22 protein-coding genes are annotated in these 25,112 nt (G+C 64.6%); 13 read left to right on the forward strand and 9 right to left on the reverse strand.

The window, feature by feature from the left end:
• Positions 1–6 precede the first annotated feature (6 nt).
• The 3 genes from NLM32_RS02540 to NLM32_RS02550 all read right to left on the reverse strand — a co-directional run bounded on the left by NLM32_RS02540 (position 7) and on the right by NLM32_RS02550 (position 2,198).
• Positions 7–456, reverse strand: a complete 450-nt coding sequence (locus NLM32_RS02540; protein WP_254127714.1) for an Hpt domain-containing protein — start codon at positions 454–456, stop codon at positions 7–9.
• Positions 457–593: 137 nt separating this feature from the next.
• The gene (locus tag NLM32_RS02545) at positions 594–1,289 is read right to left on the reverse strand and encodes a Crp/Fnr family transcriptional regulator (protein ID WP_254127715.1); all 696 of its coding nucleotides are present in this window, start codon (positions 1,287–1,289) and stop codon (positions 594–596) included.
• 198 nt (positions 1,290–1,487) lie between these two features.
• On the reverse strand, positions 1,488–2,198 hold the full coding sequence (locus tag NLM32_RS02550; RefSeq protein ID WP_254127716.1) for a Crp/Fnr family transcriptional regulator: 711 nt from the start codon (positions 2,196–2,198) through the stop codon (positions 1,488–1,490).
• 928 nt (positions 2,199–3,126) lie between these two features.
• Between NLM32_RS02550 and NLM32_RS02555 the strand changes: the two genes are divergently transcribed.
• The 6 genes from NLM32_RS02555 (at position 3,127) to NLM32_RS02580 (ending at position 8,704) form a co-directional block, all read left to right on the forward strand.
• A complete protein-coding gene (locus NLM32_RS02555) occupies positions 3,127–5,910 on the forward strand; it encodes a hybrid sensor histidine kinase/response regulator (RefSeq protein ID WP_254127717.1) in 2,784 nt (927 codons plus the stop codon).
• 24 nt (positions 5,911–5,934) lie between these two features.
• On the forward strand, positions 5,935–6,408 hold the full coding sequence (locus NLM32_RS02560) for a chemotaxis protein CheW (protein WP_254127718.1): 474 nt from the start codon (positions 5,935–5,937) through the stop codon (positions 6,406–6,408).
• Between the two features lie 36 nt (positions 6,409–6,444).
• Positions 6,445–6,834 carry a PleD family two-component system response regulator gene (locus NLM32_RS02565; protein ID WP_188106496.1) on the forward strand — a complete coding sequence of 130 codons (390 nt, stop codon included), beginning with the start codon at positions 6,445–6,447 and terminating at the stop codon, positions 6,832–6,834.
• A gap of 34 nt (positions 6,835–6,868) precedes the next feature.
• Complete coding sequence (locus tag NLM32_RS02570) at positions 6,869–7,741, forward strand: protein-glutamate O-methyltransferase CheR (protein ID WP_254127719.1); 873 nt, start codon at positions 6,869–6,871, stop codon at positions 7,739–7,741.
• 2 nt (positions 7,742–7,743) lie between these two features.
• Entirely contained in the window at positions 7,744–8,058 is a 315-nt protein-coding gene (locus NLM32_RS02575; protein ID WP_254127720.1) for a PilZ domain-containing protein, read from the forward strand.
• Between the two features lie 142 nt (positions 8,059–8,200).
• Positions 8,201–8,704 carry a response regulator gene (locus NLM32_RS02580; protein WP_254127721.1) on the forward strand — a complete coding sequence of 168 codons (504 nt, stop codon included), beginning with the start codon at positions 8,201–8,203 and terminating at the stop codon, positions 8,702–8,704.
• 54 nt (positions 8,705–8,758) lie between these two features.
• Here the strand turns inward: NLM32_RS02580 and NLM32_RS02585 are convergent, their stop codons facing one another.
• A complete protein-coding gene (locus NLM32_RS02585) occupies positions 8,759–9,049 on the reverse strand; it encodes a hypothetical protein (RefSeq protein WP_254127722.1) in 291 nt (96 codons plus the stop codon).
• A 163-nt stretch (positions 9,050–9,212) separates the two neighbouring features.
• Between NLM32_RS02585 and NLM32_RS02590 the strand changes: the two genes are divergently transcribed.
• Positions 9,213–9,848 carry a response regulator transcription factor gene (locus tag NLM32_RS02590; RefSeq protein WP_254127723.1) on the forward strand — a complete coding sequence of 212 codons (636 nt, stop codon included), beginning with the start codon at positions 9,213–9,215 and terminating at the stop codon, positions 9,846–9,848.
• Between the two features lie 157 nt (positions 9,849–10,005).
• On the opposite strand, the gene NLM32_RS02595 is transcribed toward NLM32_RS02590, so the two are convergent.
• The 3 genes from NLM32_RS02595 to NLM32_RS02605 form a co-directional block, all read right to left on the reverse strand.
• Entirely contained in the window at positions 10,006–13,506 is a 3,501-nt protein-coding gene (locus NLM32_RS02595) for a PAS domain S-box protein (RefSeq protein WP_254127724.1), read from the reverse strand.
• A gap of 61 nt (positions 13,507–13,567) precedes the next feature.
• Positions 13,568–13,993 carry a response regulator gene (locus tag NLM32_RS02600; protein ID WP_254127725.1) on the reverse strand — a complete coding sequence of 142 codons (426 nt, stop codon included), beginning with the start codon at positions 13,991–13,993 and terminating at the stop codon, positions 13,568–13,570.
• 188 nt (positions 13,994–14,181) lie between these two features.
• Positions 14,182–14,886 carry a GntR family transcriptional regulator gene (locus tag NLM32_RS02605; protein WP_254127726.1) on the reverse strand — a complete coding sequence of 235 codons (705 nt, stop codon included), beginning with the start codon at positions 14,884–14,886 and terminating at the stop codon, positions 14,182–14,184.
• A gap of 95 nt (positions 14,887–14,981) precedes the next feature.
• On the opposite strand from NLM32_RS02605, the gene NLM32_RS02610 reads away from it, so the two are divergent.
• From NLM32_RS02610 to NLM32_RS02635, 6 genes are all read left to right on the forward strand, one after another.
• Positions 14,982–16,001: an ABC transporter substrate-binding protein gene (locus tag NLM32_RS02610; protein WP_254127727.1), complete on the forward strand. Its 1,020-nt coding sequence runs from the start codon at positions 14,982–14,984 to the stop codon at positions 15,999–16,001.
• Positions 16,001–16,762, forward strand: coding sequence for an ABC transporter ATP-binding protein (locus tag NLM32_RS02615; protein ID WP_254127728.1), 762 nt, complete (start codon positions 16,001–16,003; stop codon positions 16,760–16,762). The genes NLM32_RS02610 and NLM32_RS02615 overlap by 1 nt, the downstream gene beginning before the upstream one ends.
• 12 nt (positions 16,763–16,774) lie before the next feature.
• A complete protein-coding gene (locus NLM32_RS02620; protein WP_254127729.1) occupies positions 16,775–17,638 on the forward strand; it encodes an ABC transporter permease in 864 nt (287 codons plus the stop codon).
• Positions 17,635–19,371, forward strand: coding sequence for an L-arabinonate dehydratase (gene araD, locus NLM32_RS02625; RefSeq protein WP_254127730.1), 1,737 nt, complete (start codon positions 17,635–17,637; stop codon positions 19,369–19,371). Before NLM32_RS02620 ends, araD begins: the two co-directional genes overlap by 4 nt.
• A gap of 10 nt (positions 19,372–19,381) precedes the next feature.
• Positions 19,382–20,101: a ribonuclease activity regulator RraA gene (locus NLM32_RS02630; protein WP_254127731.1), complete on the forward strand. Its 720-nt coding sequence runs from the start codon at positions 19,382–19,384 to the stop codon at positions 20,099–20,101.
• Between the two features lie 78 nt (positions 20,102–20,179).
• Entirely contained in the window at positions 20,180–21,271 is a 1,092-nt protein-coding gene (locus NLM32_RS02635; RefSeq protein ID WP_254127732.1) for an SMP-30/gluconolactonase/LRE family protein, read from the forward strand.
• 194 nt (positions 21,272–21,465) lie between these two features.
• Here NLM32_RS02635 and NLM32_RS02640 read toward each other — a convergent pair whose 3' ends face one another.
• A complete protein-coding gene (locus tag NLM32_RS02640) occupies positions 21,466–23,574 on the reverse strand; it encodes a S9 family peptidase (protein ID WP_254127733.1) in 2,109 nt (702 codons plus the stop codon).
• 278 nt (positions 23,575–23,852) lie between these two features.
• Positions 23,853–25,040, reverse strand: coding sequence for an alanine--glyoxylate aminotransferase family protein (locus tag NLM32_RS02645; RefSeq protein ID WP_254127734.1), 1,188 nt, complete (start codon positions 25,038–25,040; stop codon positions 23,853–23,855).
• Positions 25,041–25,112 lie beyond the last annotated feature (72 nt).

The following is a 25,112-nucleotide window of genomic DNA, read 5'->3' on the forward strand; positions in this document are numbered from 1 at the left end:
GGCGGGTCAGCCCTGCGGCTCCTGCGCCTTCGCGGCGGCGAAGGCCACATCCATCCGCTCAAGCAGATCGCTGAATTCGGCGTCGTCGATTGTGTCGGCGGTGCTCTCGAGCCGCAACGCCAGCGCCGCGAGCCGAAGATAGCCGAACGTCCTGGCCGTGCTCTTCAGCGAATGGGCCTCGCGCGCGATCCGGCCGCGATGCTGGCCAAGCGGGAGTGCATGAAACAGCTCGAGCCGCGCACGCGTCTCGCTCCAGAACACCGCGCGCACTTCACTGGCGCCGTCCTCGCCGATCTCGCATACCAGCACGTCGAACGCGCCAGGCTCGCGCAGCGGTTCAGGCTCGCGCAGCGGTTCAGGCTCGCGCAGCGGTTCAGGCTCGCGCAGCGGTTCAAGCTCGCGCAGGGGGGCGGTGTCGTGCGCGCCCTGCGTGGGCGCGAGAGCGGCGTCGAACATGGTGTCCCGGTCCCCGTGATGCGCGTCGGGTGCGACGCGTCCGGGAGATCTACGCCATTCCGATTTCGGTTCTGGTCACCAGATATGCGGTGTTTGCAGGTGCGGTTAAGCACTTGCTTTACCATGTGCCACACCCGTCAGGGCCCGAGCAGCCGGTCGTATTGGGCCTTGACCGTGGCGTAGCATTCGCACGCCGTCTGGCGCAGCCCGTCCAGATTGAGGATCTGGATGTGTCCGCGGCTGTAGTGGATGAAATTGGCCTGCTGCAAGGTATTGGCGACCAGCGATACGCTGTTGCGCCGCGCCCCGATCATCTGCGCCATGGCTTCCTGGGTCAGCAGCAACCGGAAGTCGCCGGACAGATCATGGGTGTGCAGCAGGCAGCGCGACAGCCGCGACTCCACCGGATGCGCCGCGTTGCAGCCCGCAGTCTGCTGCACCTGCGCGTAGACAGCGAGACCGTGGCGCGTCAGCAGCGTCCGCAGGGTGGGACTCTGTTCGGCCGCGATGCGCAGCCGGTCGAGGTCGATCACCGAGCCGACGCCGGGAACCAGCACGATCGCCGTGTTCAGCGCGCAGGCATCGCCCATGGTCGAGAGTGTCCCGAGCAGGCTGTCGCGGCCGATCATGGCCACCTGGACATGCTCGCCCTTGCCAAGTTTCACGACCAGCGAGATCACGCCACGGTGCGGGAAATAGGCGCGCTTGAGCGTTTCGCCGGCTTCCACCAGCACGGCGTCATGCGGCAGATCGACCGTGCGCAGATGTGCACGGATCAGTTCATAATCGTCTGCCGACAGTGCCGACAGGAAACCGTTGGATGGGCGTACCATCGTCTCCAAATCTGCCTCCCGTCTCATCCGCCGGTGAAACGCCCGCCACCGAAACCGCCGTCCCCTGCACGGTAAGTTCCATCATGTTCACGGCGGGATATATTGGCAATTGGTGCATTGTTCACAGCTGTGCCCCCCAATCGGCCGATACCGCTCGGTGTGCACAGCGGCATGCAGTCGGAGATGGTAGCGCTCACATCATCGCGGTCTCGCCAGCAGACGCGCGTCGTAAGCCTTCATCACGGCATAGCAATCGCATGAGGTCGCCTCCAGCGCCCGCTGATCGGTGATCACGATCTGGCCGCGGCTGTAGCGAATGATGCCGGCGCGCTGCAGCGCGTGAGCGACCAGTGAAATGGCATTGCGCCGGACGCCCATCATCTGAGCCAGCGTCTCCTGCGTCAGCGGCAGGGTTTCGCTGTCGGACAGATCCTGGGCCCGCAGCAACCAGCGCGCCAGTCGCGCCTCGACCGGGTGCAGCGTATTGCAGAGCAGGGATTGCTGTGCACGCGCGAGCAGCGCCTGCTCATGCCGGATCATCAGGCTGCGGAACGGCGCGCTGGTCGCGGCGATGGTTCGAAAGGCCCCAATTTCAAGCATGGACGCGGTCCCGGGGAAGAGCACGACGGCGTCCGACGCTGCGATCCCATCGGCGAGTGCCGCACCGCCACCGACGACGCTGTCGCGGCCGAGCATCGCCACCTCGATCGTCTGCCCTTCGGAGAGACCCACCGTGATTGAAACGGTTCCATCGTGCGGAAAGTAGACGTGTCGCAGCACCGCGCCTGCTTCACCCAAGACAGTCTCTCTGACCAATTCAATCGTGATGAGATGCGGGCGCAACAGATCCATGTCCGTAGCATCGAGCATTTGCAGCAATCGGTTCGGCGGTGGTCCGCTCGCGATCATGCAGAATCATCCAGCGCGTTCGATGAGACGTCTGGGTCGCGCATTCGACACCTGGTTGCGTGTCAAAATAAACTATCTTACTGGTTGTGTCACTGCCGATATACCCGTTGGGGGGCAGGCAGCTTGTCGCATTTGCAGCCGAAATGAGAACTGCGCGCGATTCGTGCACGCACCGGCGAGCCCGTCTTGCGTCATCAACCGGGAAGGAGTGGCAAGGGGGCGTTCATGAGCCGGAAACGGGCCATCGACGGCAGACGTCGCATCCGCACGTCCATCGATCGTCCGCCAGTCTGCGCCACCTTTCTCCTTCGGCGATGCTTTTCAGCCGTCGGCAATTGCCTCGCGCCATTGCGTGGTCTGGCCGCGGATCTCGCGTCCATCCCGTTTGCGTGCTGCACAAGGCCGGCGCCGCGTGCTGCCTGCGCAAGCCGTTCAAGCCGGATGCGCTGCTGGACGCCATCAAGGACTGTCTTGCCGAGTCTCGCGCCGCTGCTGCGCGGCTGGGTTAGCGCGTTATTGTCCGTGACGCGCACGAGGTAAGAGTCCGTTTACCGCGAGCGCAGTCCTTGCGGATTTCAGCACGGCATCGAGAGACGGTCGCATGCGCGATTCCAATCGCGCGTGATTTGAGTCAATTCGCGCAAGCCGTGCATATCTCCCGATTCCGCCGGGATTTTTTTGGGCATGTCGCGGCGCCGTTATCGGCGCGTTTACTTGTTGCGTTTCAGGCCCGATGCCGCGTGCAGGATCTGCTGAAAATCGCAGCCTCGCGCGGTCGAACGGCAAACTTCGCTTCAATATCCGTATTAGCACGGAGGATGAAATTAACGGGACCGTGAAATGGGTTGTCTAACGATTTAAGAGCGGACTTCCGCCGATTCCAAGCGCGGCGCAGGCGTCGAGGTCCAGCTCAGTCAAGGCGTAGCTCATGGATGATCTGTTGCGGGAGTTTCTGACGGAGACCAGCGAGAGCCTGGACACCGTCGACAATCAGCTGGTGAAGTTCGAGCAGGAGCCGAACAACGCCAAGATCCTCGATAACATCTTCCGCCTGGTCCATACCATCAAGGGTACGTGCGGCTTCCTCGGACTGCCGCGGCTCGAAGCGCTGGCACATGCCGGCGAGACGCTGATGAGCAAATTCCGCGACGGCATGCCGGTGACCGGACAGGCCGTGACGCTGATCCTGTCCTCGATCGACCGCATCAAGGAGATCCTCGCAGGCCTCGAGGCAACCGAAGCCGAGCCCGAGGGCAACGACCGCGATCTCATCGACAAGCTGGAAGCGATGGTCGAGCAGGGCATGGCCGCGATGGCCGCCGGCGCCGCTGCGCCTGTCGCTGAAGCCCCGCCGCTGGTGCCGGAAGCGCCCGTTGCGGCTGCGCCCGCTCCCGCAAAGGAGATGACCACGGGCACGCTGATCGACCAGACCCTGGAGCGTCCGCTGCGTCCCGGCGAAGTCTCGCTCGACGATCTCGAGCGTGCCTTCCGCGAGACCGCGATCGAAGCGCCGGCGCCTGTTGCAAAGGCCGAACCCGTTGCCGAGGCTCCGGCACCTGTTGCCAAGGAAGCTAACAAGGACGCCAAGGTGCCCCGGGAAAAAGCGGCCAAGAAGTCGGCCGCCGACGAGACGGGCGCCGAAGGCGACCGCGTTGCCAACCAGTCGATCCGCGTCAACGTGGATACGCTGGAGCACCTGATGACCATGGTCTCCGAGCTGGTGCTGACCCGCAACCAGCTCTTGGAGATCTCCCGCCGCAACGAGGACACCGAGTTCAAGGTGCCGTTGCAACGCCTCTCCAACGTCACTGCCGAGCTGCAGGAAGGCGTCATGAAGACGCGCATGCAGCCGATCGGCAATGCCTGGCAGAAGCTGCCCCGCATCGTCCGCGATCTCTCGTCCGAACTCGGCAAGCAGATCGACCTGGAGATGCACGGCGCCGACACCGAGCTCGACCGCCAGGTGCTTGATCTGATCAAGGACCCGCTCACCCACATGGTGCGCAACTCCGCCGATCATGGCCTGGAGACCCCCGCCGAGCGCCTCGCCTCCGGCAAGGGCGAGCAGGGCACCATCCGGCTGTCCGCCTATCACGAGGGCGGCCACATCATCATCTGCATCGCCGACAACGGCCGCGGCCTCAACACCGAGAAGATCAAGGCCAAGGCGCTCTCCTCAGGTCTCGTCACCGAGGCTGAGCTGGAGAAGATGTCGGAAGCCCAGATCCACAAGTTCATCTTCGCGCCCGGCTTCTCCACCGCGGCCGCCATCACCTCGGTCTCCGGCCGTGGCGTCGGCATGGACGTGGTCCGCACCAATATCGACCAGATCGGCGGCACCATCGACATCAAGTCGGTCGCAGGCGAAGGCTCCTCCGTCACCATCAAGATCCCGCTGACTTTGGCCATCGTCTCGGCGCTGATCGTCGAGGCCGCCGGCGATCGCTTCGCGATCCCGCAGCTCTCGGTGGTCGAGCTGGTCCGTGCCCGCGCCAACTCGGAGCACCGCATCGAGCGCATCAAGGACACCGCGGTCCTGCGCCTGCGCAACAAGCTCTTGCCGCTGATCCATCTGAAGAAGCTGCTCAAGATCGACGACGGCGCGGCTTCCGATCCCGAGAACGGCTTTATCGTGGTGACGCAGGTCGGCAGCCAGACGTTCGGCATCGTCGTCGACGGCGTGTTCCACACCGAAGAAATCGTGGTCAAGCCGATGTCGACAAAACTGCGTCACATCGACATGTTCTCCGGCAACACCATCCTGGGCGATGGCGCTGTGATCATGATCATCGACCCCAACGGCATTGCCAAGGCGCTCGGCGCCGCCGGCTCCTCGGCCCATGACATGGCCGACGACAATGGCGCGCACCACATCGGCTCCGGTGAGCAGACCACCTCGCTGCTGGTGTTCCGCGCCGGCTCCAGCCAGCCCAAGGCGGTCCCGCTCGGGCTCGTCACCCGCCTGGAAGAGCTCCCCGCCGACAAGATCGAGTTCTCCAACGGCCGCTACATGGTGCAGTACCGCGAGCAGCTGATGCCGCTGGTGGCCATGGACGGCGTCACCATCGCCAGCCAGGGCGCGCAGCCGATCCTGGTGTTCGCCGATGACGGCCGCTCCATGGGGCTCGTCGTCGACGAGATCATCGACATCGTCGAAGAGCGCCTCAACATCGAGGTCGGCGGCTCCGCTAGCGGCATCCTCGGCTCGGCCGTGATCAAGGGCCAGGCCACCGAGGTGATCGACGTCGGCCACTTCCTGCCGATGGCGTTCTCCGACTGGTTCACCCGCAAGGAGATGAAGCCGTCGATGCACTCGCAGTCGGTGCTGCTGGTCGACGACTCCGCATTCTTCCGCAACATGCTGGCGCCGGTGCTGAAGGCCGCCGGCTACCGCGTCCGCACCGCGCCGACCGCGCAGGAGGGCCTGGCCGCGCTCCGTGCCCAGACCTTCGACGTGGTGCTGACCGACATCGAGATGCCCGACATGAACGGGTTCGAGTTTGCCGAGACCATCCGCTCCGACAGCAATCTGGGCGCGATGCCGATCATCGGCCTCTCCGCGCTGGTGTCGCCGGCCGCGATCGAGCGCGGCCGTCAGGCCGGCTTCCACGACTATGTCGCCAAGTTCGACCGTCCCGGTCTGATCGCGGCGCTGAAGGAACAGACCGCGGGCGCCGCCGGCGCCTCCGAGCTGAACCGGGCAGCGGCGTAACGACAGGGATCAGGAGATATCGAGATGACCAAGAAGACCCAGTCCGGCGAAGGCGCCATGGTCGAGTACGTCACCGCGATGATCGGCGGCCAGCTGTTCGGCCTGCCGATCTCCCGCGTCCAGGACGTGTTCATGCCCGAGCGCGTCACCCGCGTTCCCTTGTCCTCGCGCGAGATCGCGGGCGTCTTGAACCTGCGCGGCCGCATCGTCACCGTGGTCGACATGCGCGCCCGCCTCGGCTTGCCCAAGCCCGAGGACGGCAAGACCCCAATGGCTGTCGGCGTCGACCTGCGCGGTGAATCCTATGGCCTCCTGATCGACCAGATCGGCGAGGTGCTGCGCCTGTCCGAGAACGGCATGGAAGAGAACCCGGTCAATCTCGACCCCCGCATGGCCAAGCTCGCCGGCGGCGTCCACCGTCTCGACGGCCAGCTCATGGTCGTCCTCGATGTCGATCGCGTCCTCGAGCTCAAGACCGACGTGCAATTGGCTGCCTGAACTTTCACGAAAGACATTTAAAGCCGGAGATCCAAGATGAAGACCTGTTTGGTGGTTGACGATTCCAGCATCGTTCGCAAGGTCGCCCGTCGCATCGTCGAAGCGCTGGGCTTTCAAGTCATTGAAGCGGAAGACGGTGTCGAGGCGCTGGTTCATTGCAAGAAGGCGATGCCGGAAGCCATCCTGCTCGACTGGAACATGCCTGTCATGGACGGCTTCCAGTTCCTGGGAACGCTGCGCCGCATGCCCGGCGGCGATGAGCCCAAGGTCGTGTTCTGCACCACCGAGAACGGCATCGACCACATCACCAAGGCGATGGGCGGCGGCGCCAACGAGTACATCATGAAGCCGTTCGACAAGGAAATCGTGTTGGCGAAGTTCCAGGAAGTCGGGTTGGTCGCGCGCGAAGAAGAGACTGCTGCCTGAAAATACACCTGTTCGTAGCGTCAAGAGGTATCCTGTGAACGCGCCCGATTACGAGTATCTGCGTAAGTTGCTGAAAGAGCGCTCCGGTCTCGACCTGTCCGCCGACAAGCAATATCTGATCGAAAGCCGCCTGCTGCCGCTGGCGCGCAAGGCCGGGCTCTCCGGCATTCCCGAGCTGGTGCAGAAGCTGCAGGGCGGCTCGAGCGCGCTGATGACCAACGTGGTCGAAGCCATGACCACGAACGAAACCTTCTTCTTCCGCGACAAGGTGCCGTTCGACCATTTTCGCGACACCATCATGCCTGAGGTCCTCAAGGCCCGTGCCGGCCGCCGCAGCGTGCGGATCTGGTGCGCCGCCGGCTCGACCGGACAGGAGCCCTATTCGCTGGCGATGACCCTGAAGGAGATGAGCGCGGCACTGACCGGATGGCGTGTCGAGATCATTGCGACCGACCTCTCGCAGGAAGTGCTCGAGAAGGCCAAGGCCGGCGTCTACAGCCAGTTCGAAGTGCAGCGCGGCCTGCCGATCCAGATGCTGATGAAATATTTCAAGCAGACCGGCGAAACCTGGCAGGTCAATCCCGAGCTGCGCGCGATGATCCAGCACCGGCAGCTCAATCTGCTGCAGGATTTCTCCAACCTCGGCACGTTCGACGTCATCTTCTGCCGCAACGTGTTGATCTATTTCGACCAGGAAACCAAGATCAACATCTTCAACCGCCTGGCCCGTCAGATCGAGCCCGACGGCTTCCTGGTGCTCGGCGCTGCGGAAACCGTGGTCGGACTGACCGATACGTTCAAGCCGCTTGCCGATCGCCGCGGCCTCTACAGGCCGAACGATCCGCGTGCGGCAGCGGCGCCGGTCGGTGCCGGGGCGCCGCGCATGGCGGCGATGGCAGGACGATAAGAATGGCCGAGGAAGGCAAGGGCGCAGAGCGCGTCACGTTCAGTCGAGGTTATGATGTCTGCATCATGGCCATCGACGGCACGTGGCGGCGCGACTGCACCCTCAATGCGATTTCCGACACCGATGCCATCCTCACGGTGGAGGGCTCGATCCAGGGGTTGAACCTCAAGGAGTTCTTCCTGCTGCTGTCGTCCACCGGCCTTGCCTATCGCCGCTGCGAGCTGGTGCGCGTCAACGGCGCCGAGATGGACATCCAGTTCCTGCGCGGCAAGAACCGCAAGAAGCGCGGCGCGGCCAGCCATGATGCGGTGGCGTGATCGCCACGCGCCCTGTGCCGCCCCTTGCCGACGCGTTGCTTCACATTTTCTGAAAACATCCGAACGAATTGGCAGAGGCGGCTTTACGTCGCCTAAGCGCGTGCCGTGTATCAACTGACGGTCGCAATTTCAGGGTCCGGCCATGCCAAGAAGCTCTCTCTCCCCCATCCCCTCAAACCTGCCCGACGTCGCCGAGCGGCGCGCGCTTCAGCTCCTGGTGGTCGATGACGACGCCACGCAGCGCAGCCTGATCACGGTCGCCGCCAAGCAGGCCGGCCACGAAGTCGCCGTTGCGCCGTCGGTTGCGGAGGCCATCGAGAAGCTGCGCGCGGCGCGCTTCGACTGCGTGACGCTCGATCTCGTGCTGGAGGATGGCGACGGCATCGATGTGCTGCGCGAGATGGCGGCAGCGAAGTTCACGGGCTCCGTGATCGTCATCAGCGGCATGGACGGCAAGCGCCGCAGCGCCGCTCGCAGCTTTGCCCGCTCCGTCGGGATCGAGCTTCAGAGCCTGCCGAAGCCGCTGGACCTCGCGGCGCTGCGCATCAGCCTCGCCAATCTCGGCAAGACGGCGATGGGGCTGCCGACCATACACACCTGGGGTGGCGTCGCCACCGACGCGATCGTGGAGCGGCACCGCGCCTGAGGCGCGGAACTGCCATGCAATCGGCTGCGGCAAATCAGCCGCGCCGATTGCGGCCTACGCGGGATTGCCGGATTCCGACAGATTCTGCAGGGCGTTGCCGAGCTCAGCCCGGCAGGCATTGAGGGCGGCGCCCACCGTTGCGTAACGGGGCGTCACGTCGTCGAGCACGACAATCTCGGTGGAACCCGAGATAGCGCTATCGTCTTCAGGCTCCATCGCAGCGTCGATCAGACGCACGCTGATCTCGATGCGCGCGATCAGGGAGCGAAGCTCGGCCGCGATCAACTGACGGCTGTCGGTTTCAGCCATCGCGGCGAGCGGGGGTGTGCCTGCGTAATTTAGCATGGATATTCTCCGTCCCCCGCAATAAGGCACCTCGGCGCTACTTGTGCGTTAAGTTCATGTCCCGTACAAATGCGGGTGGGCCGAATCCGCGCCAAAAGCCATAGCGTTAGGCGCGGACGCGAGTCCTTGAATGCCGACGTGGCTTGGCGAATGGACATGGCACATGGTCGAACAAACCTCCCGTGGTGAGATCTTCGTGGTCGATGATGACCCGGCTGTTCGCGACACCCTGTCGATGGTGTTGAAGGCGGCGGGTTATGAGGTGATCTGCTTCGCGGACGGCGCAGCCCTGCTCTCGGTCGCGCGAAGCCGCACACCGGCTGCGGTCCTGCTCGACGTGCACATTCCCGGAAAGTCGGGCCTCGACATCCTCAAGGAGCTGCACGGCGAAGACTATCCCGCACCGATCTTCATGATCTCCGGCCAGGGCGACATCGCGATGGCGGTGGGGGCGATCAAGAGCGGCGCGCTCGACTTCATCGAGAAGCCGTTCCGCGGCAGCGAGATCGTCGGCCGGCTGGACGAAGCGATCGGCGCTTATGCACGCCGGCAGACAGAGAGTGTGTCGCCGAAATTCGGCTCGCTGCATTTCCCCGGGCGCGAGCCGCTGACCCGCCGGGAACGTGAGGTGCTCGAGCAGTTCGCTGCCGGTGCCTCCAACAAGGAAGCCGGTCGCACCCTCGGCATCAGCCCGCGCACCATCGAGGATCACCGCGCCAACATCATGAAGAAGCTCGGCGCCCGCAATGCCGCCGATCTGATCCGCATCGTGATGACCGCGGCCCAGCGCGCGTCGTAAGCGGCAAGCTCTTTCTCTCGTGCCCCGGACGCGGTGCATCATGAAATGATGCGCCGCTGAGCCGGGGCCCATCTCCCCTCACAATCGCAGAAAGTTTCTGGGTCCCGGCTCTGCGCAGCAGCGTTTCACGCTGCAGCGCGTCCGGGACACGAGACCGTCATCCCTGCAGCGCCTTGCGGATGATCCGCGCCAGGTCGGACTTGCGATAGGGTTTTGCCAGCAGCAGCACGCCTGAATCCAGCCGGCCGTGGTGGATGATCGCGTTCTCGGTATAGCCTGAGGTGTAGACCACCCTGAGGTCGGGGCGTGACTTCAACACCTCGTCGGCGAGCTGCCGTCCGTTCATCTTGCCGGGCATGATCACATCGGTGAACAGCAGGTCGAACGGCTTGCCGCTCGCGACGATGGTGAGCGCCTCCGCGGCATTGGCGGCCTGCAGGGTGACGTAGCCGAGCGAATGCAGCTGGGCCAGCACGTAGTCGCGCACCAGCCGGTCGTCCTCGACCACGAGGATGGTCTCGTGTCCGCCCTCGATCGAGGCCGGCATCACGCCATCGGCGACGGCGGTCGGCGTCTTGCCCGGCGGCAGGTACATCTTGATCGTGGTGCCGTGGCCTTCCTCGCTGTAGATCTTGATGTGGCCCGCGGACTGCTTGATGAAGCCGTAGACCATGGAGAGCCCGAGCCCGGTGCCCTTGCCCGGACCCTTCGAGGTGAAGAAGGGGTCGAACACGCGCGCCAGCATGTTGGCTGGAATGCCGGTGCCGGTGTCGCTCACCGCGATCAGCACGTAGTGCCCCGGCCGGACGTCGTTGACGCTGGCATAGACCTCGTCGAGATAGGCGGCGCCCGTCTCCACGATCAGCTTGCCGCCGCCGGGCATGGCGTCGCGGGCGTTGAGCGCGAGGTTGAGGAGCGCCGTGGTGAGCTGGTTCGGGTCGACCACCGCGACGCAGCTCTCGTCCTCGAACACGGATTCGATCTGGATCTGCTCACCCAGCGTCGGCCGCAGCAGCTTTGCGGTGTCGATGATCAGTGAATTGATGTCGATCTCGCGCGGCTGCAGCGGCTGCTTGCGCGCGAAGGCGAGCAGATGCTGGGTCAGCTCGGCGCCGCGGCCGGCGGCCTCGTCGATCATCTTCGTGATCGCGGCAAGCCCCGGATCCTTGGCCACGGCCTCGGCGAGGATCTCGATCGTCCCGGTGATGACGGTGAGGATGTTGTTGAAATCATGCGCCACGCCGCCGGTGAGCTGGCCCACCGCCTCCATCTTCTCGGCGTGGCGGATGCGCTCCTCGGAGGCGATCTTGTCGGTGAGGTCGCGGTAGAACACGTTGAACAGGATGCCCTCGCGGCGCCGCAGCGCCGTGACGCTGAGCTCCGCCTTGAACTCCTTGCCGTCGCGGCGGCGGACCATGAGCTCGCGGCGGCGGTTGAGGGTCTGGCCGTCGGCCGACTCGAGGAAGCGGGCGAGGCCGTCCTTGACCCTGTCGCGCTCGCTTTCGGCGACGATCAGGTCGACCGCGTTCCTGCCCAGCGCCTCGTCGCGCCGCCAGCCAAACAGCTCCTCGGCCCGCGAGCTCCAGTTCAGGATGGTGCTGCGATCGTCGGTCTGGACGAAGGCGTCGAGCGCGGTCTCGACGATGTTGCGCGCAAGCTGCTCGCTGTCGCGCAGGGATTCGGCGGCGCGCCTCGCCTCGGTCATGTCGCGCCCGACGAAGAAGAAGCGCTTGGCCTGGTCGGACCAGTTGCCGAGCCAGGACAGCCAGACCTCGTGCCCGTCCTTGTGAATGCAGCGCGTGTCGGCGAGCTTCGGATGTTCGCCGCGCCGGAGCGCGCGCATCTCCTCGCGGGATTGATCGAGATGGGCGGGGTGGATGAAATCGGCGCCGCTGCGGCCGATCATCTCCTCGGGCTTGTAGCCGAGCACGGCCTCGCTGCTGGGGCTGATCTGAACGAGATGGCCGCGCGAGTTCATGATCATGATCAGATCCTCGGAAGCGTCGAACAGTTGCCGCCGCTCCTCGATCTGCTGCCGCAGCGCGCGTTCAGTCCGCCGCGCATCGGTCAGAACGCGTGCCGCGCCGGACGCGCCGATGATCTCGCCCGCGGTGCCCCGGATCGGCGACAGGCTCACCGAAATCTCGACCGGAGTGCCGTCCCTGCGGATCCGGACGGTTTCGAAATGGTCGATCCGTTCACCCCGCGCGATCCGCGCGAGATAATCGCTGCGCTCATCGTTACGGTCGGTTGGAAGGATGATCGACGTCGATTGCCCGACGGCTTCCTCGGCCGAATAGCCGTAGAGGCGTTCGGCCGCCGCGTTCCACCCGATGATGGTGCCGTTGAGCGTCTGCATCACGATCGAATCGTCGGAGGATTCGACCGCGGCGCTGAACAGGCGCTCGCGCACGGCGAGCTGGTCGCGGGCCGCTTCAGTGCGCCGCCGCTCCTCGATCTCGTGCTCCAGCGCCGAGGTCTTGGCCTTGGTCTCCTCGACCATGTGGGCAAAGGTCCGCGCCAGCATGCCGGTCTCGCCGCCGGCGTCGACCGGAATCGTGGCCGGCTTGCCGCGCCCGATCGCCTCGACGGCCTTGGTGAGCCGTCCGATCGGCCGGGTCAGCGATCGCGCCAGCAGCAGGGCGAGCGCGGCTGCGACCAGCACCGCGATGATGCCGATCATCAGGCTCGTCTGCTCGATGATGACGGCGGGCGCCATGAACACGGCATAGGGGACCACGCGGATGATGCCGACCCATTGGCCCTCGGCCAGGATCGCCGGCGCAATCGCGGTGCCGCTCGGCTTGCCGTCGCTTTCGGGCACGACATGGGTTTCCCCTTGCGTCGATCCGGTGACGTCGGCGAAATAGGGGAAGTCGTCCTGCCAGCGCGTCGGTGTGCCCAGTTGCGAGCCGAACTCGCGGGTCCGGTCCGGGTGCACGATGTAGTCGCCGTTGCGGCCGACGACGTAGACCATTTCGCCCCGGCGGCCGGTGATCCTGATGCGGTCGAGCACCTGGCGCATGTCGACATTGATGACGACGATGCCGAACAGCCGGTGATCGGATCCGTACAGCGGCGCTGCGACGCGCAATGTCGGGACGTAAGGCAGCTGAATCGTGCCGTTGTCGACGTTCAGATCGACCGGAGAGACATAGATCTGGTCTTCGGCGAGCTTGATCGCGTCCTGGAAGAAGGAGCGATCGTCCTTGGTTTGCAGCGCTTCGTCGGGAACGATGCGGACCGTTCCGTTCGATCCCGAGCGGTCGACGCGCAGATATTCGGTGCCGTCAGCGCTGATGACGCGAAATTTTGCGTAGGTCGGGTTGGCTTCGACGTCGGCGACAAGGCGCGTCAGCAGCCGATCTCGCCAGGTCTTTTCGGTCAGATGATCAACCGGATCGATGCCGTTGTTGAAATGCGCATCGATCACGCCGCGCACGGCCGCGTTGGCGCGGAACGTCACGATATCGGCATGTGCGCCGTTGGTCTGGGCTTCGAGCTGGGAGGCGAGCAGCCCCGACTGGGTCTCGATGCGGTCGATCACGCGCGGCAGGAACGCCCGTTCCAGGCTGTAATGGCTCAGCCACCCGACCGCGGAGACCGCAACCGCGACCAGCAGAATCATCGCGATGGCCAGCCGGGTTGCGAGCGTCATGTCGGTCGTCGCCCGGCGTCAAGAATGGACCCGAATGTTTGATGCGACATCGATGGCCCCGTCATCGGCTGCCGGCGCCGGCATCGCGTTGCGGCAGGGATGATGGTGCCGATATCAGGCAACGGTCGACCGCTGCCAGCAGTGCGTCCGACCGGAACGGCTTCTGCAGGCTGGCGACGGCGCCGAGCTTGGTCGCCATCTTCAGGAAGTCCGGCTCGGCGTAGGCGTCCGGCGTGATCGAGCGGCCGGAAATGACGATGATCGGGACCTTCGGCTGCAGCGCCCGGACGTGGCGCATCGTTTCCAGCCCGTCCATGCCGGGCATGAAGATGTCGAGGAACAGCAGGTCGAACCGGCTGCCCTCGAACAGGGCGAGCCCCTTGCGGCCGTCGCCGGCGACCGTCACCTGGTGACCGGCCCGCTCCAGGAGCAGCCGGATCGTCAATTGAACGGCCGGGTCGTCATCCACGATCAGGATGTTGGCCACGTCAAAAACCTCCGGGTCGGGCAGGGAGGTTCCCTGCGACCCAAATCAAAGCATCAAATGCGAAATTGTTGCGCGGATCGTGCCTGGCCTGCAAGCACTTCGCGGCTGTTGCGAAGTGTGGTCGCCCGGCCATTAATTGGGTACGGATCATATGCATGTTTACGTGCAGATGACCACGGCGACCGCGCCTAGTCGGAGAGATATTCCGGATAGCGCTCGCGGATCCGATCCAGCTCGCTCAGCGTGCCTGAGAGATGTTTCCGCAGATGTTGCTGCGCAGCATCGGCATCTTTCGCCTCGATCGCGCGCGTGATCAGCTTGTGGTGGCGTACGATGTTCTGGGCCTTGCCGGGCGAGGGCAGGTGCAGCCGGCGCAGCCGGTCGATATGTCCGCTGCGGCTTCGCACCAGCATCCAGAGATCCTGCTTGCCGGCGGCGGCGTAGAGCTGGGCGTGGAAATCATTGTCGGCGATCATGAAGGCCTGGAAGTCGCCGGCCTTGGTGAATTGCTGTTGCAGCGTAATGGCGTGATCCAGGCGGATGATCAGCGTCGGATCAGGGTGCTCCGCGAGGAGCCGGACGATCTCCAGCTCCAGCGCCTGGCGCAGGAAATGCGCCTGTTGCGCGCGGTCGACGTCGATCTGGCTGACCACGGTCGCGTGCTGCGGAAACACGTCGACCAGGCCCTCTTCCTCGAGCCGCATCAACGCGTCGCGCACCGGCGTCGAGCTGACGCCGAATTGCCCGGCGAGCTCAGCCCGCGACAGCGGCGCGCCCGGCGGCAATTCGAGCGCAATGATCGCATTGCGCAACCGCTCGAACACCTGCGGCGCGGCCTGCCGGGCTCGGTCGAGCCGGGCGGCCCCGCGCGGGGCTTGATGAGCTGGTTCCATGGCGGGCTGCTCCGGCGGACTTGCCTTTGATGCACTAATGCATTAGTGCATCAGCTCGGCCGCGCGTCAATGCCGACCGGAGGAAACGAACAACAATGATCAAGCAATTCCAGTTTGGCTGCGCAGCCCTCGCCCTGATCGCCGCGGCAGTCCTGTCGGCATCGTCCGCGCACGCACAGCAGAAATCCGAGATCTCCCTGTCGCGGCAGCCCGGCATTTTCTACATGCCGAGCCACATCATGGAGAAGCAGAAGCTGATCGAGAAGCACGCAGGCTTGCTTGGCGTGCCCGGCGTCACCACCAAATGGGTCACCTTCTCGGGCGGCGGCGCGCAGACCGATGCGCTGCTCGCCGGCGGCGTCGATATCCTCAACACCGGCACCGGCAATCTCCTGCTGCTGTGGGATCGCACCCGCGGCGGCGTCAAGGGCATCGTCGCGACGTCCGCGCAGCCGATGACGCTGATCAGCCGCGACGCCAACATCAAGTCGATCAAGGATTTTGGCCCGAGCGACAAGATCGCGGTGCCGACCGTCAAGGTGTCGACGCAGGCCATCGTGCTGCAGATCGCGGCGGCAGAGGCCTTCGGCGCCGACCAATGGTCGAAGCTCGATGCCAACACGGTGCAGCTCGGTCATCCCGACGCCTATGCTGCGCTGTCGAACCCCAAGCATGAGGTGCATACGCACTTCTCGATCCCGCCCTTCACCTTCCTGGAGCTGAAGAACGTGCCGGGCGCGCATGTCGTGCTGAATTCGCCTGACGTGATGGGCGGCCCGCTCAGCCAGGCGCAGTTCTTCACCACGACCAAATTCGCCGATGCCAATCCAAAAATCATCCAGGCCGTGCGCGATGCGACCAAGGAAGCGCAGGACCTGATCCGCAGCGACACCAGGCAGGCGGTCGAGATCTACAAGGAGATCACCGGGGACAAGACCTCGGTCGAGGAGCTGCTCGATCTTCTGAAAGAGCCCGGCATGATGGAATGGAATCTCGAGCCGCAGGGCACGATGAAGTTCGCCGCCCATCTCTACAAGACCGGCACGTTGAAGACCCAGCCCAAGGCCTGGACCGACTATTATCTCCCCGTCGCGCACGACCTGAAGGGCAACTGATGGCACTGCTCGACGTCAGTGGGGTGACGCTGCGCTACAAGACCTCCAGCGCCGTCGTCACCGCCACGGAGAGGGTGAGCTTCACCGTCGACAAGTCCGACCGCTTCGTGCTGCTCGGACCGTCCGGCTGCGGCAAGTCGACCCTGCTCAAGGCCGTCGGCGGCTACATGTCACCGAGCGAAGGCCGCATGACGATCGGCGATCGCGAGATCCGCGGTCCTGGCGCCGACCGCATGATGATCTTCCAGGAATTCGACCAGCTGCTGCCCTGGAAGAGCGTGCTCGCCAACGTCATGTTTCCGCTGCTGACCGCGCGAAAGCTGTCACGCAAGGACGCCGAGATGCGGGCGCGGGCCTATATCGAGAAGGTCGGCCTCACCCGCGTCGTCGATGCCTATCCGCACACGCTCTCCGGCGGCATGAAGCAGCGCGTCGCGATCGCGCGCGGCATGGCGATGGAGCCGGACATCCTGCTGATGGACGAGCCGTTCGCCGCACTCGACGCGCTGACGCGCCGGACCTGCCAGGACGAGCTGCTCCAGCTCTGGAGCGAAACCAAATTCACCGTGCTGTTCGTGACGCATTCGATCGCGGAAGCGATCCGCATCGGCAACCGCATCCTGCTGCTGTCGCCGCATCCCGGCCGCGTCAAGGCCGAGGTGGTCGACGTCGACAAGGTCAGCAATGACGACGGCAGCGCCGGCCGGCTGGAGAAGGAGATCCACGATCTCCTGTTCGCTGGCGAAGCCACGGCGCATTAGGGGGAGCCGCTCATGGGCGAAGCGAGAATCTTGCTGCGTGATGCCCCGGTCGCTGCTGTCAGCGGTGCGGGTGAGGTCGAGCGCAAGCTGAGCGTAGCCGAGCTGCTGTGGAACGATGGCTTTGTCCGCAAGACCGTCATCATCCTGTTCCTCGGCGCGGTCTGGGAGGCCTACGGCGTTTATCTCGACAATCCCCTGCTGTTTCCGACGCTGCACGACACGATCATGACGCTGTTCGATCGCGTGAAGGACGGCACCATCCCGATGCGGGCCTGGACCTCGCTGAAGGTCCTGTTCATGGGCTATTCGGCCGGCATCGTGCTGGCCGCTGTTTTCACGGTGCTCGCGATCTCCACGCGCATCGGCACCGACTTCCTGGAAACGGTGACGGCGATGTTCAACCCGTTGCCGGCGATCGCGCTGCTGCCGCTGGCGCTGATCTGGTTCGGGCTCGGCAATGGCAGTCTCGTTTTCGTGCTGATCCATTCGGTGCTGTGGCCGGTCGCACTCAACACCCATTCCGGCTTCAAGAGCGTGTCCAACACGCTGCGCATGGTCGGCCGCAATTACGGTCTGCGCGGGCTGCCCTATGTGGCCAGGATCCTGATCCCGGCGGCCTTCGGCTCGATCCTGACCGGCCTCAAGATCGGCTGGGCCTTCGCCTGGCGCACGCTGATCGCGGCCGAGCTGGTGTTCGGTGTGTCCTCCGGGCAAGGCGGGCTCGGCTGGTTCATCTTTGAGAACCGCAACCTCCTCGACATACCTGCGGTCTTCGCAGGCCTCTTGACGGTGATTATCATCGGGCTCTTTGTCGAGAACCTGATCTTCCGCGCGATCGAGCGGAACACCGTGCAAAAATGGGGCACCCAATCATGACCAAGAAGAAAACACCCGACCAGCTCCGCAGCGCCCGCTGGTTCGCACCCGATGATCTCCGCTCGTTCGGCCACCGCTCCCGCGCCATGCAGATGGGCTACGCCCCCGAGGAGTGGAAGGACCGGCCGTGCATCGCGATCATCAACACCTGGTCGGACGCGCAGCCCTGCCACATGCACTTCAAGTCGCGTGTCGACGACGTCAAGCGCGGCATCCTGATGGCCGGCGGCCTGCCGGTGGAATTGCCGGCGCTGTCGCTCTCGGAATCGCTGCTGAAGCCGACCACCATGCTCTATCGCAATCTGCTGGCGATGGAAGCCGAGGAGCTGCTGCGCAGCCATCCCGTTGACGGCGTGGTGCTGATGGGCGGTTGCGACAAGACCACGCCCGCGTTGCTGCTGGGCGCGACCTCGATGAACATCCCGGCAATCTATCTGCCGGCGGGCCCGATGCTGCGCGGCAATTGGAAGGGCAAGACGCTCGGCTCCGGCTCCGACGGCTGGAAATATTGGGACGAGCGGCGCGCCGGAAAGATCTCCGACAAGGACTGGCTCGACATCGAAGCCGGCATCGCCCGCAGCTACGGCACCTGCATGACCATGGGCACGGCCTCGACCATGACCGCGATCGCGGAAGCGATCGGCATGACGCTGCCGGGTGCCTCCTCGATTCCCGCGGCGGATGCCAACCACATCCGCATGGCCTCCGAATGCGGTCGCCGCATAGTCGAGATGGTGTGGGAGGACCTGACGCCGAAGACGATCCAGACCCGAAAAGCCTTCGAGAATGCCATTGCGGTCGCGATGGCGATGGGTTGCTCGACCAATGCGATCATCCATCTGATCGCGCAGGCCCGCCGTGCCGGCCAGGACATCGGGCTAGACGATTTCGAGATCGCGAGCCGCAAGGTCCCTGTTATCGCCAATGTTCGTCCGAGCGGCGATGCCTACCTCATGGAAGACTTCTTTTATGCCGGTGGCCTGCCGGCCTTGATGGGCCAGATCAAGGACCATCTGCATCTCGACTGCATCACGGTGAGCGGCAAGACTCTCGGCGAAAGCATCGACGGCGCCGAGGTGCACAATGCCGATGTCATCCGCGGCGTCGACAATCCCATCTACAAGGAAGGCGCGCTCGCCGTGCTCAAGGGCAATCTCGCCCCCGATGGCTGCGTCATCAAGCCGTCCGCCTGCGCGCCGCGTTTCCTCAAGCACACCGGGCCGGCGCTGGTGTTCGACGATTATCCGTCGATGAAGAAGGCGGTCGACGATCCCAATCTGGACGTCACCGAGGACCACATCCTCATCCTGCGCAATGCGGGCCCGCAGGGCGGCCCGGGCATGCCGGAATGGGGCATGCTGCCGATCCCGACAAAACTCGTGAAGCAGGGCGTGCGCGACATGGTGCGCATCTCGGATGCGCGCATGAGCGGCACCAGCTACGGCGCCTGCATCCTGCACGTCTCGCCGGAGTCCTACATCGGCGGCCCGCTGGCGCTGGTGCAGAACGGCGATCGCATCACGCTCGACGTCGCCGCGCGCACCATCAATCTTGATGTATCAGAGGCCGAGCTCGACAAGCGCCGCGCCGCCTGGAAGCAGCCGGAGCGCCGCTTCGAGCGCGGCTACGGCTGGATGTTCACAAAACACATCAAGCAGGCCAATGACGGCTGCGACTTCGACTTCCTCGAGACCGATTTCGGCGCGCCGATCGGCGAGCCGTCGATTTACTAGAGAGAACGATATGTCCAAACTCAGCGAAGCCACCCGCAACAAGCTCAAATCCGTCTCCACCGCGACCGTCGCCACCGCGCTGTTCAAGCGCGGCCTGCGCATCCAGATGATCCAGGATGTGCATCCGCTCGGGGCCGACCAGCCGACCATGGTCGGCGAGGCCTTCACGCTGCGTTACATGCCGGCGCGCGAGGATCTCAACACCATCGACGTCTTTAGGGATCACTCGCATCCGCAGCGCAAGGCGGTCGAGGATTGCCCGCCGGGCGCGGTGCTGGTGATGGACAGCCGCAAGGACGCGCGCGCGGCTTCGGCCGGCGCGATCCTGGTGACGCGGTTGATGAAGCGCGGCGTCGCCGGCGTCGTCACCGACGGCGGCTTTCGCGACTCCGCGGAGATCGCCAAGCTCGGCATCCCCGCCTATCATCACCGCCCCTCGGCGCCGACGAACCTCACGCTGCACCAGGCGATCGAGATCAACGTCCCCATCGGTTGCGGCGATGCGCCGGTGTTTCCCGGTGACGTCATCCTCGGTGATGCCGACGGCGTCATCGTCATCCCCGCGCATCTTGCCGATGAGATCGCCAACGAAACCTTCGAGATGACCGCGTTCGAGGATTTCGTCACCGAGGAGGTCGGCAAAGGCCGCGGCATTTTCGGTCTCTATCCCGCGACCGATCCGCAGACGCTCACCGACTTCGCGGAATGGCGGAAGAAGAACGGCCGGTAAAGCCACGCATCACGACACTTCAAGAAACAGGCCGGCCACATCAACGTGCCGGCCTTTTATCAAGCAGGGAGGACTTTTATGACTTTCACGCGACGCAATGTCTTGACCGGTGCGGGTAGCGCGGCGGCTTCGATGCTTCTCGCCCGCGCGGCCGGTGCGCAATCGTTTCCGTTCACGCCGGCCCAGCGCTATCCGGACCCGGCTGTCCAGATCCTCGATCCCAGCTTCGCAAAGTATCGGCTCTATTCCTCGACGCTGGAGCAGGTTGCGACCGGCCTGCGCTGGGCCGAAGGTCCGGTCTATTTTCCGGAAGGCGGCTATCTGCTGTTCTCCGACATTCCCAACAACCGGATCATGAAGTTCGACGAGAAGACCGGGCAGACCAGCGTGTTCCGCGCCAACGCCAATTACGCCAACGGCAATGCGCGCGACCGCCAGGGTCGCCTCGTCACCTGCGAGCACTCCGTCACGCGCCGCATCACCCGCACCGAGAAGGACGGCAAGATCACCGTGCTGGCCGACAAGTTCGACGGCAAGCGGCTGAACGCGCCGAACGACATCGTGGTGAAGTCCGACGACAGCATCTGGTTCACCGATCCCACCTTCGGCATCGGCGGCGAGTGGGAGGGCAAGAAGGAGAAGCCGGAGCAGGCCACCACCAACGTCTACCGCATCGCCAAGGACGGCAAGCTCTCCGCCGTGCTCACCGATCTCGTCAATCCCAACGGCATCGCCTTCTCGCCGGACGAGAAGAAGCTCTATGTCGTCGAGTGGAAGGGCACGCCCAATCGCAGCATCTGGAGCTACAATGTCGGCGACGATGGTTCGCTGAGCGGCAAGACCAAGCTGATCGATGCCGCCGATCAAGGCTCGCTCGACGGCTTCCGCGTCGACCGCGACGGCAATCTCTGGTGCGGCTGGGGCTCGAACGGCGCCTTGCAGTCCGAGCCGAGCGACGTCGGCGGCCGCAAGGTCTATCAGCTCAAGGGCAAGTCGGAAGACCTCGACGGCGTGATGGTGTTCAACCCCGAAGGCAAGCCGCTCGCCTTCATCAAGCTGCCGGAACGCTGCGAAAATCTCTGCTTCGGTGGCCCGAAGAACAACCGCCTCTATATGGCGAGCTGTCATTCCATCTACGCGCTCTACGTGGAGGCGCAGGGCGCGGTTTGAGGACGGCTGTGGGGCGGTAACTCGCCCCACACTCTCCGCCGTCGTCCCGGCGAAGGCCGAGACCCATAATCACAGGAAGTGGTTTGGCGAAGACTCGCAGTTAAAGAATCTTCGACGGTACTGCTTCCGCACTTCACCGATAAATCACGCGGTATGGGTCCCGGCGTTCGCCGGGACGACGGCTGTGGGTGTCGCTACACCCCGGCCTCCGCCATCCCCGTCGCCCACAGCGCAAACGCATACACGATCGCGACCTCGTCGAGCCGGTCGAAGCGTCCCGAGGCGCCGCCGTGGCCGGCGCCCATGTTGGTGCGGAGCAGGACAGGGCCGCCGCCGCTCATGGTGGCGCGAAGACGCGCGATCCATTTGGCCGGCTCCCAATAGGTGACGCGCGGATCGGTCAAGCCGCCCATCGCCAGGATGGCCGGATAATCCTTGGCCGCGACATTGTCGTAGGGCGAGTAGGACAGGATGGTGCGGAAATCCTTTTCGCTCTCGATCGGGTTGCCCCATTCCGGCCATTCCGGCGGCGTCAGCGGCAGCGTGTCGTCGAGCATGGTGTTGAGCACGTCGACGAACGGCACTTCGGCGACGATGCCGGCGAACAATTCACCGGCGCGGTTCGCGACCGCGCCCATCAGCATGCCGCCGGCCGATCCGCCATGGCCGACGATACGCTTGGCGCTCGTGTATTTCGCATCGATCAGCGCGCGGGCACTGGCGGCGAAATCGTCGAACGAATTGGTCTTCTTCTCGCGCTTGCCGTCGAGATACCAGCCCCAGCCTTTGTCGGCGCCGCCGCGGATATGGGCGATGGCGTAGACGAAGCCGCGGTCGACCAGCGACAAACGGTTGGCGTTGAACGAGGCCGGCATCGCCATGCCGTAGGAGCCGTAGCCATAGAGCAGCAGCGGCGCCGCGCCGTCGAGCTTGAGCCCGCGACGATAGAGGATCGAGACCGGCACCTCGGCGGCGTCCTGCGCTTTCGCCATGATGCGCGTGGTGACGTAGTCGGCCGCATCGTGGCCGGACGGAATCTCCTGGCGCTTGCGCAAGGTGCGCGTGCGCCTGGCCATGTCGTAGTCGTAGACCTCCGACGGCGTCGTCATCGACGAATAGGCAAAGCGCAAAGTCGTCGTGTCGAATTCGTAGGAGCCCATCGTGTCCAGCGAATAGGCGGCCTCGTCGAAGGCAATGGCGTGCTCTTCTCCGCCGGCGAGCTCGCGGATCACGATCGCCGGCAGCGCGTTGGCGCGCTCCAGCCGCACCAGATGGCCGGCATAGAGATCGAGGTCGATGATGTAGATGCCGGGACGATAGGGGATCAGGTCGCGCCAGTTCTTCCGCTCGGGTTGGCTGAGCGGCGCGGTGACGATCTTGAAGTCGATGGCGTCGTCGGCATTGGTGAGGATGAACAGCTCGTCGCCGCGATCGGCGAGCGAATATTGCACGCCCTCTTCGCGCGCCGCGACGAGACGCGGCGGCGCGTCCGGATGGGTGAGATCGATCAGCCGCTGCTCGCTGGTCTCGTGGTCGCCACCGGCGATCACGCAGAAGCGGCCGCTGGTGCTCTCATGCAGATGGGTGAACCAGCCGGAATCCTGTTCCTCATAGACCAGCGTATCGTCGGCCTGCCTGGTGCCGAGCCTGTGCCGCCACACCTGCATCGGACGGTGATTGTCGTCGAGCTTCACATAGAAGAAGGATTTCGCATCCTTGCTCCAGACCACGCCGCCGTCGGTCTCCTCGACGACGTCGTCGAGGTCGTTGCCATCGGCCCAGTCGCGCACGCGGATCGTAAAATATTCCGAACCCTTGGTGTCGGCGCTCCAGGCCTGTAGCTTGTGATCGTCCGAGTGGCGGCTGCCGCCGAACTTGAAGTATTTGTGGTCCTTGGCGAGCGCATCGCCGTCGAGCACGATATGGCTCTCGCCGCCGTCACGCGGCATGCGGCCGAACAATTCATGCTGGCCGCCCTCGCGAAACTTGCGGAAATAGGCGAACGGTCCATCCGGCGACGGCACGCTGGAATCATCTTCCTTGATACGCCCGCGCATCTCGCGCACCAGCGTCTTCTGCAGGCCTGCCGTGTGGCCGAGCAGGCTCTCGGTGTAGCCGTTCTCCTCATCCAGATATTTGCGGATGTCGGGATCGAGCACTTTGGGATCGCGCAGCACCTCCTGCCATTTCGCGTCCTTCAGCCAGGCATAGTCGTCGGTGACGGTGATGCCGTGGTGGGTGAAGGAATGCGGCCGGCGCGGGGCGACGGGAGCGGTCTGGGTCGTGCTGGCGGATTTGGGCAAATCGATCCTCGATACAGGCGGAGTGTCTGGCCTCTATATCAGATCGAATGTGGGGGATTTAAAGAAGCTCCAAAGCCGATGTGACGCGCCGAAGCCACCTCAAACTCCGCCGTCGTCCCGGCGAACGCCGGGACCCATAACCCCAGGGAGGAGTTTGGAGACGACTCGCAGTTAAGAGGTCCTCCCGCGGTACATTCACCGCGGGCAACCGATAGATCACGCGGTATGGGTCCCGGCTTTCGCCGGGACGACACCGAGTGTGTGGCGTGCGCCTGCGCCTACACCGCGACCTGCTCGCCCAGATACGCCACCGCCGCCTCGAGCCCGCCCTTGCCGTGCGGGATCTTCAGCGCGTTGAGGCCGACCTCGATCACGCCCAGCGTGCCGAGCAGCATCGGTGCGTTGACATGGCCCATATGGGCGATGCGGAAGGCTTGTCCGGAGAGATCGCCGATGCCGGTGCCGAGCACGACGCCGCATTTCTCCTTGCAATAGCGCTGCAGCACCGCGGGATCATGGCCGGTGGTCATGGTCACCGTGGTCACGGTGTTGGAGCGCTCGTGAGGTTCAGCGACGTTGAAGCCGAGCACCTGGCCCTCCGTCCACGCACCGACGGCGCGTCGCGTGGCCTCTCCGAGCAGGGCGTGGCGGCGGAATGCGTTCTCCAGCCCTTCCTCGTGAATGAGGTCGATGGCCTGGCGCAGCGCGAACAGCAGATGCACCGGCGCGGTGCCGGCATATTTGCGGTAATTCTCCGTGCCCTCGCGCTCGCTCCAGCTCCAATAGGGCGTCGCCATGTTGGCGCGTCTGTGGACCTCCTGCGCGCGTGCGCTGGCGGCCACGAAGCCAAGGCCGGGCGGTGTCATCAGGCCCTTTTGCGAGCCGGACATCGCGACGTCGACGCCCCATTTGTCCATCTCGAACGGCATGCAGCCGAGCGAGGCGACGGTGTCGACCATGTACAGCGCGGGATGGCCGGCCGCCTTGATGGCCTTGCCGATCGCCTCGATGTCGTTCTGCACGCCCGAGGCGGTGTCGATCTGGACGACGACGACGGCCTTGATCTTGTGCTCGGTGTCGCGGCGCAGCCGCTCCTCGACCTCGTGCGGCCGCACCGCGCGGCGCCAGTCGCCCTTGAGCACCTCGACCTCGGCGCCCATCAAGGCTGCCGCATTGCCCCAGCCGATCGCAAACCGTCCGCTCTCCAGCACCAGCACCTTGTCGCCGCGCGACAGCACGTTGCTCAGCGCGGCTTCCCAGGCCCCGTGGCCGTTGGCGATGTAGATGTAGGACTTGCCCTTGGTCGCGAACAGACCAGAGATGTCGCGCAGCAGGCTCTCGGTCAGGTCGAGCATCTCCCGGGAATAGATGTCGATCGCCGGACGATGCATCGCCTGCAGCACCGCGTCGGGCATCGTGGTGGGCCCGGGGATGGCCAGAAATTCCCGGCCCGCGCGAACGGTCATTGCTATCTTCCTTGTGTCGTGAAGACTGTCTGGAGGGTTGCTTCGTTACGCTTTTACGCGCCGGCGGCCTGC

This window comes from Bradyrhizobium sp. CCGUVB14 (assembly GCF_024199935.1).
Classification (GTDB): Bacteria; Pseudomonadota; Alphaproteobacteria; order Rhizobiales; family Xanthobacteraceae; genus Bradyrhizobium.

What these genes read in the sequence shown, in the direction of transcription:
- NLM32_RS02540 (WP_254127714.1), bottom strand. Translation starts at nt 456, where the DNA reads ATGTTCGACGCCGCTCTCGCGCCCACGCAGGGCGCGCACGACACCGCC.
- NLM32_RS02545 (WP_254127715.1), bottom strand. Translation starts at nt 1,289, where the DNA reads ATGGTACGCCCATCCAACGGTTTCCTGTCGGCACTGTCGGCAGACGAT.
- NLM32_RS02550 (WP_254127716.1), bottom strand. Translation starts at nt 2,198, where the DNA reads ATGATCGCGAGCGGACCACCGCCGAACCGATTGCTGCAAATGCTCGAT.
- NLM32_RS02555 (WP_254127717.1), top strand. Translation starts at nt 3,127, where the DNA reads ATGGATGATCTGTTGCGGGAGTTTCTGACGGAGACCAGCGAGAGCCTG.
- NLM32_RS02560 (WP_254127718.1), top strand. Translation starts at nt 5,935, where the DNA reads ATGACCAAGAAGACCCAGTCCGGCGAAGGCGCCATGGTCGAGTACGTC.
- NLM32_RS02565 (WP_188106496.1), top strand. Translation starts at nt 6,445, where the DNA reads ATGAAGACCTGTTTGGTGGTTGACGATTCCAGCATCGTTCGCAAGGTC.
- NLM32_RS02575 (WP_254127720.1), top strand. Translation starts at nt 7,744, where the DNA reads ATGGCCGAGGAAGGCAAGGGCGCAGAGCGCGTCACGTTCAGTCGAGGT.
- NLM32_RS02580 (WP_254127721.1), top strand. Translation starts at nt 8,201, where the DNA reads ATGCCAAGAAGCTCTCTCTCCCCCATCCCCTCAAACCTGCCCGACGTC.
- NLM32_RS02585 (WP_254127722.1), bottom strand. Translation starts at nt 9,049, where the DNA reads ATGCTAAATTACGCAGGCACACCCCCGCTCGCCGCGATGGCTGAAACC.
- NLM32_RS02590 (WP_254127723.1), top strand. Translation starts at nt 9,213, where the DNA reads ATGGTCGAACAAACCTCCCGTGGTGAGATCTTCGTGGTCGATGATGAC.
- NLM32_RS02595 (WP_254127724.1), bottom strand. Translation starts at nt 13,506, where the DNA reads ATGACGCTCGCAACCCGGCTGGCCATCGCGATGATTCTGCTGGTCGCG.
- NLM32_RS02605 (WP_254127726.1), bottom strand. Translation starts at nt 14,886, where the DNA reads ATGGAACCAGCTCATCAAGCCCCGCGCGGGGCCGCCCGGCTCGACCGA.
- NLM32_RS02610 (WP_254127727.1), top strand. Translation starts at nt 14,982, where the DNA reads ATGATCAAGCAATTCCAGTTTGGCTGCGCAGCCCTCGCCCTGATCGCC.
- NLM32_RS02615 (WP_254127728.1), top strand. Translation starts at nt 16,001, where the DNA reads ATGGCACTGCTCGACGTCAGTGGGGTGACGCTGCGCTACAAGACCTCC.
- NLM32_RS02620 (WP_254127729.1), top strand. Translation starts at nt 16,775, where the DNA reads ATGGGCGAAGCGAGAATCTTGCTGCGTGATGCCCCGGTCGCTGCTGTC.
- araD (WP_254127730.1), top strand. Translation starts at nt 17,635, where the DNA reads ATGACCAAGAAGAAAACACCCGACCAGCTCCGCAGCGCCCGCTGGTTC.
- NLM32_RS02630 (WP_254127731.1), top strand. Translation starts at nt 19,382, where the DNA reads ATGTCCAAACTCAGCGAAGCCACCCGCAACAAGCTCAAATCCGTCTCC.
- NLM32_RS02635 (WP_254127732.1), top strand. Translation starts at nt 20,180, where the DNA reads ATGACTTTCACGCGACGCAATGTCTTGACCGGTGCGGGTAGCGCGGCG.
- NLM32_RS02645 (WP_254127734.1), bottom strand. Translation starts at nt 25,040, where the DNA reads ATGACCGTTCGCGCGGGCCGGGAATTTCTGGCCATCCCCGGGCCCACC.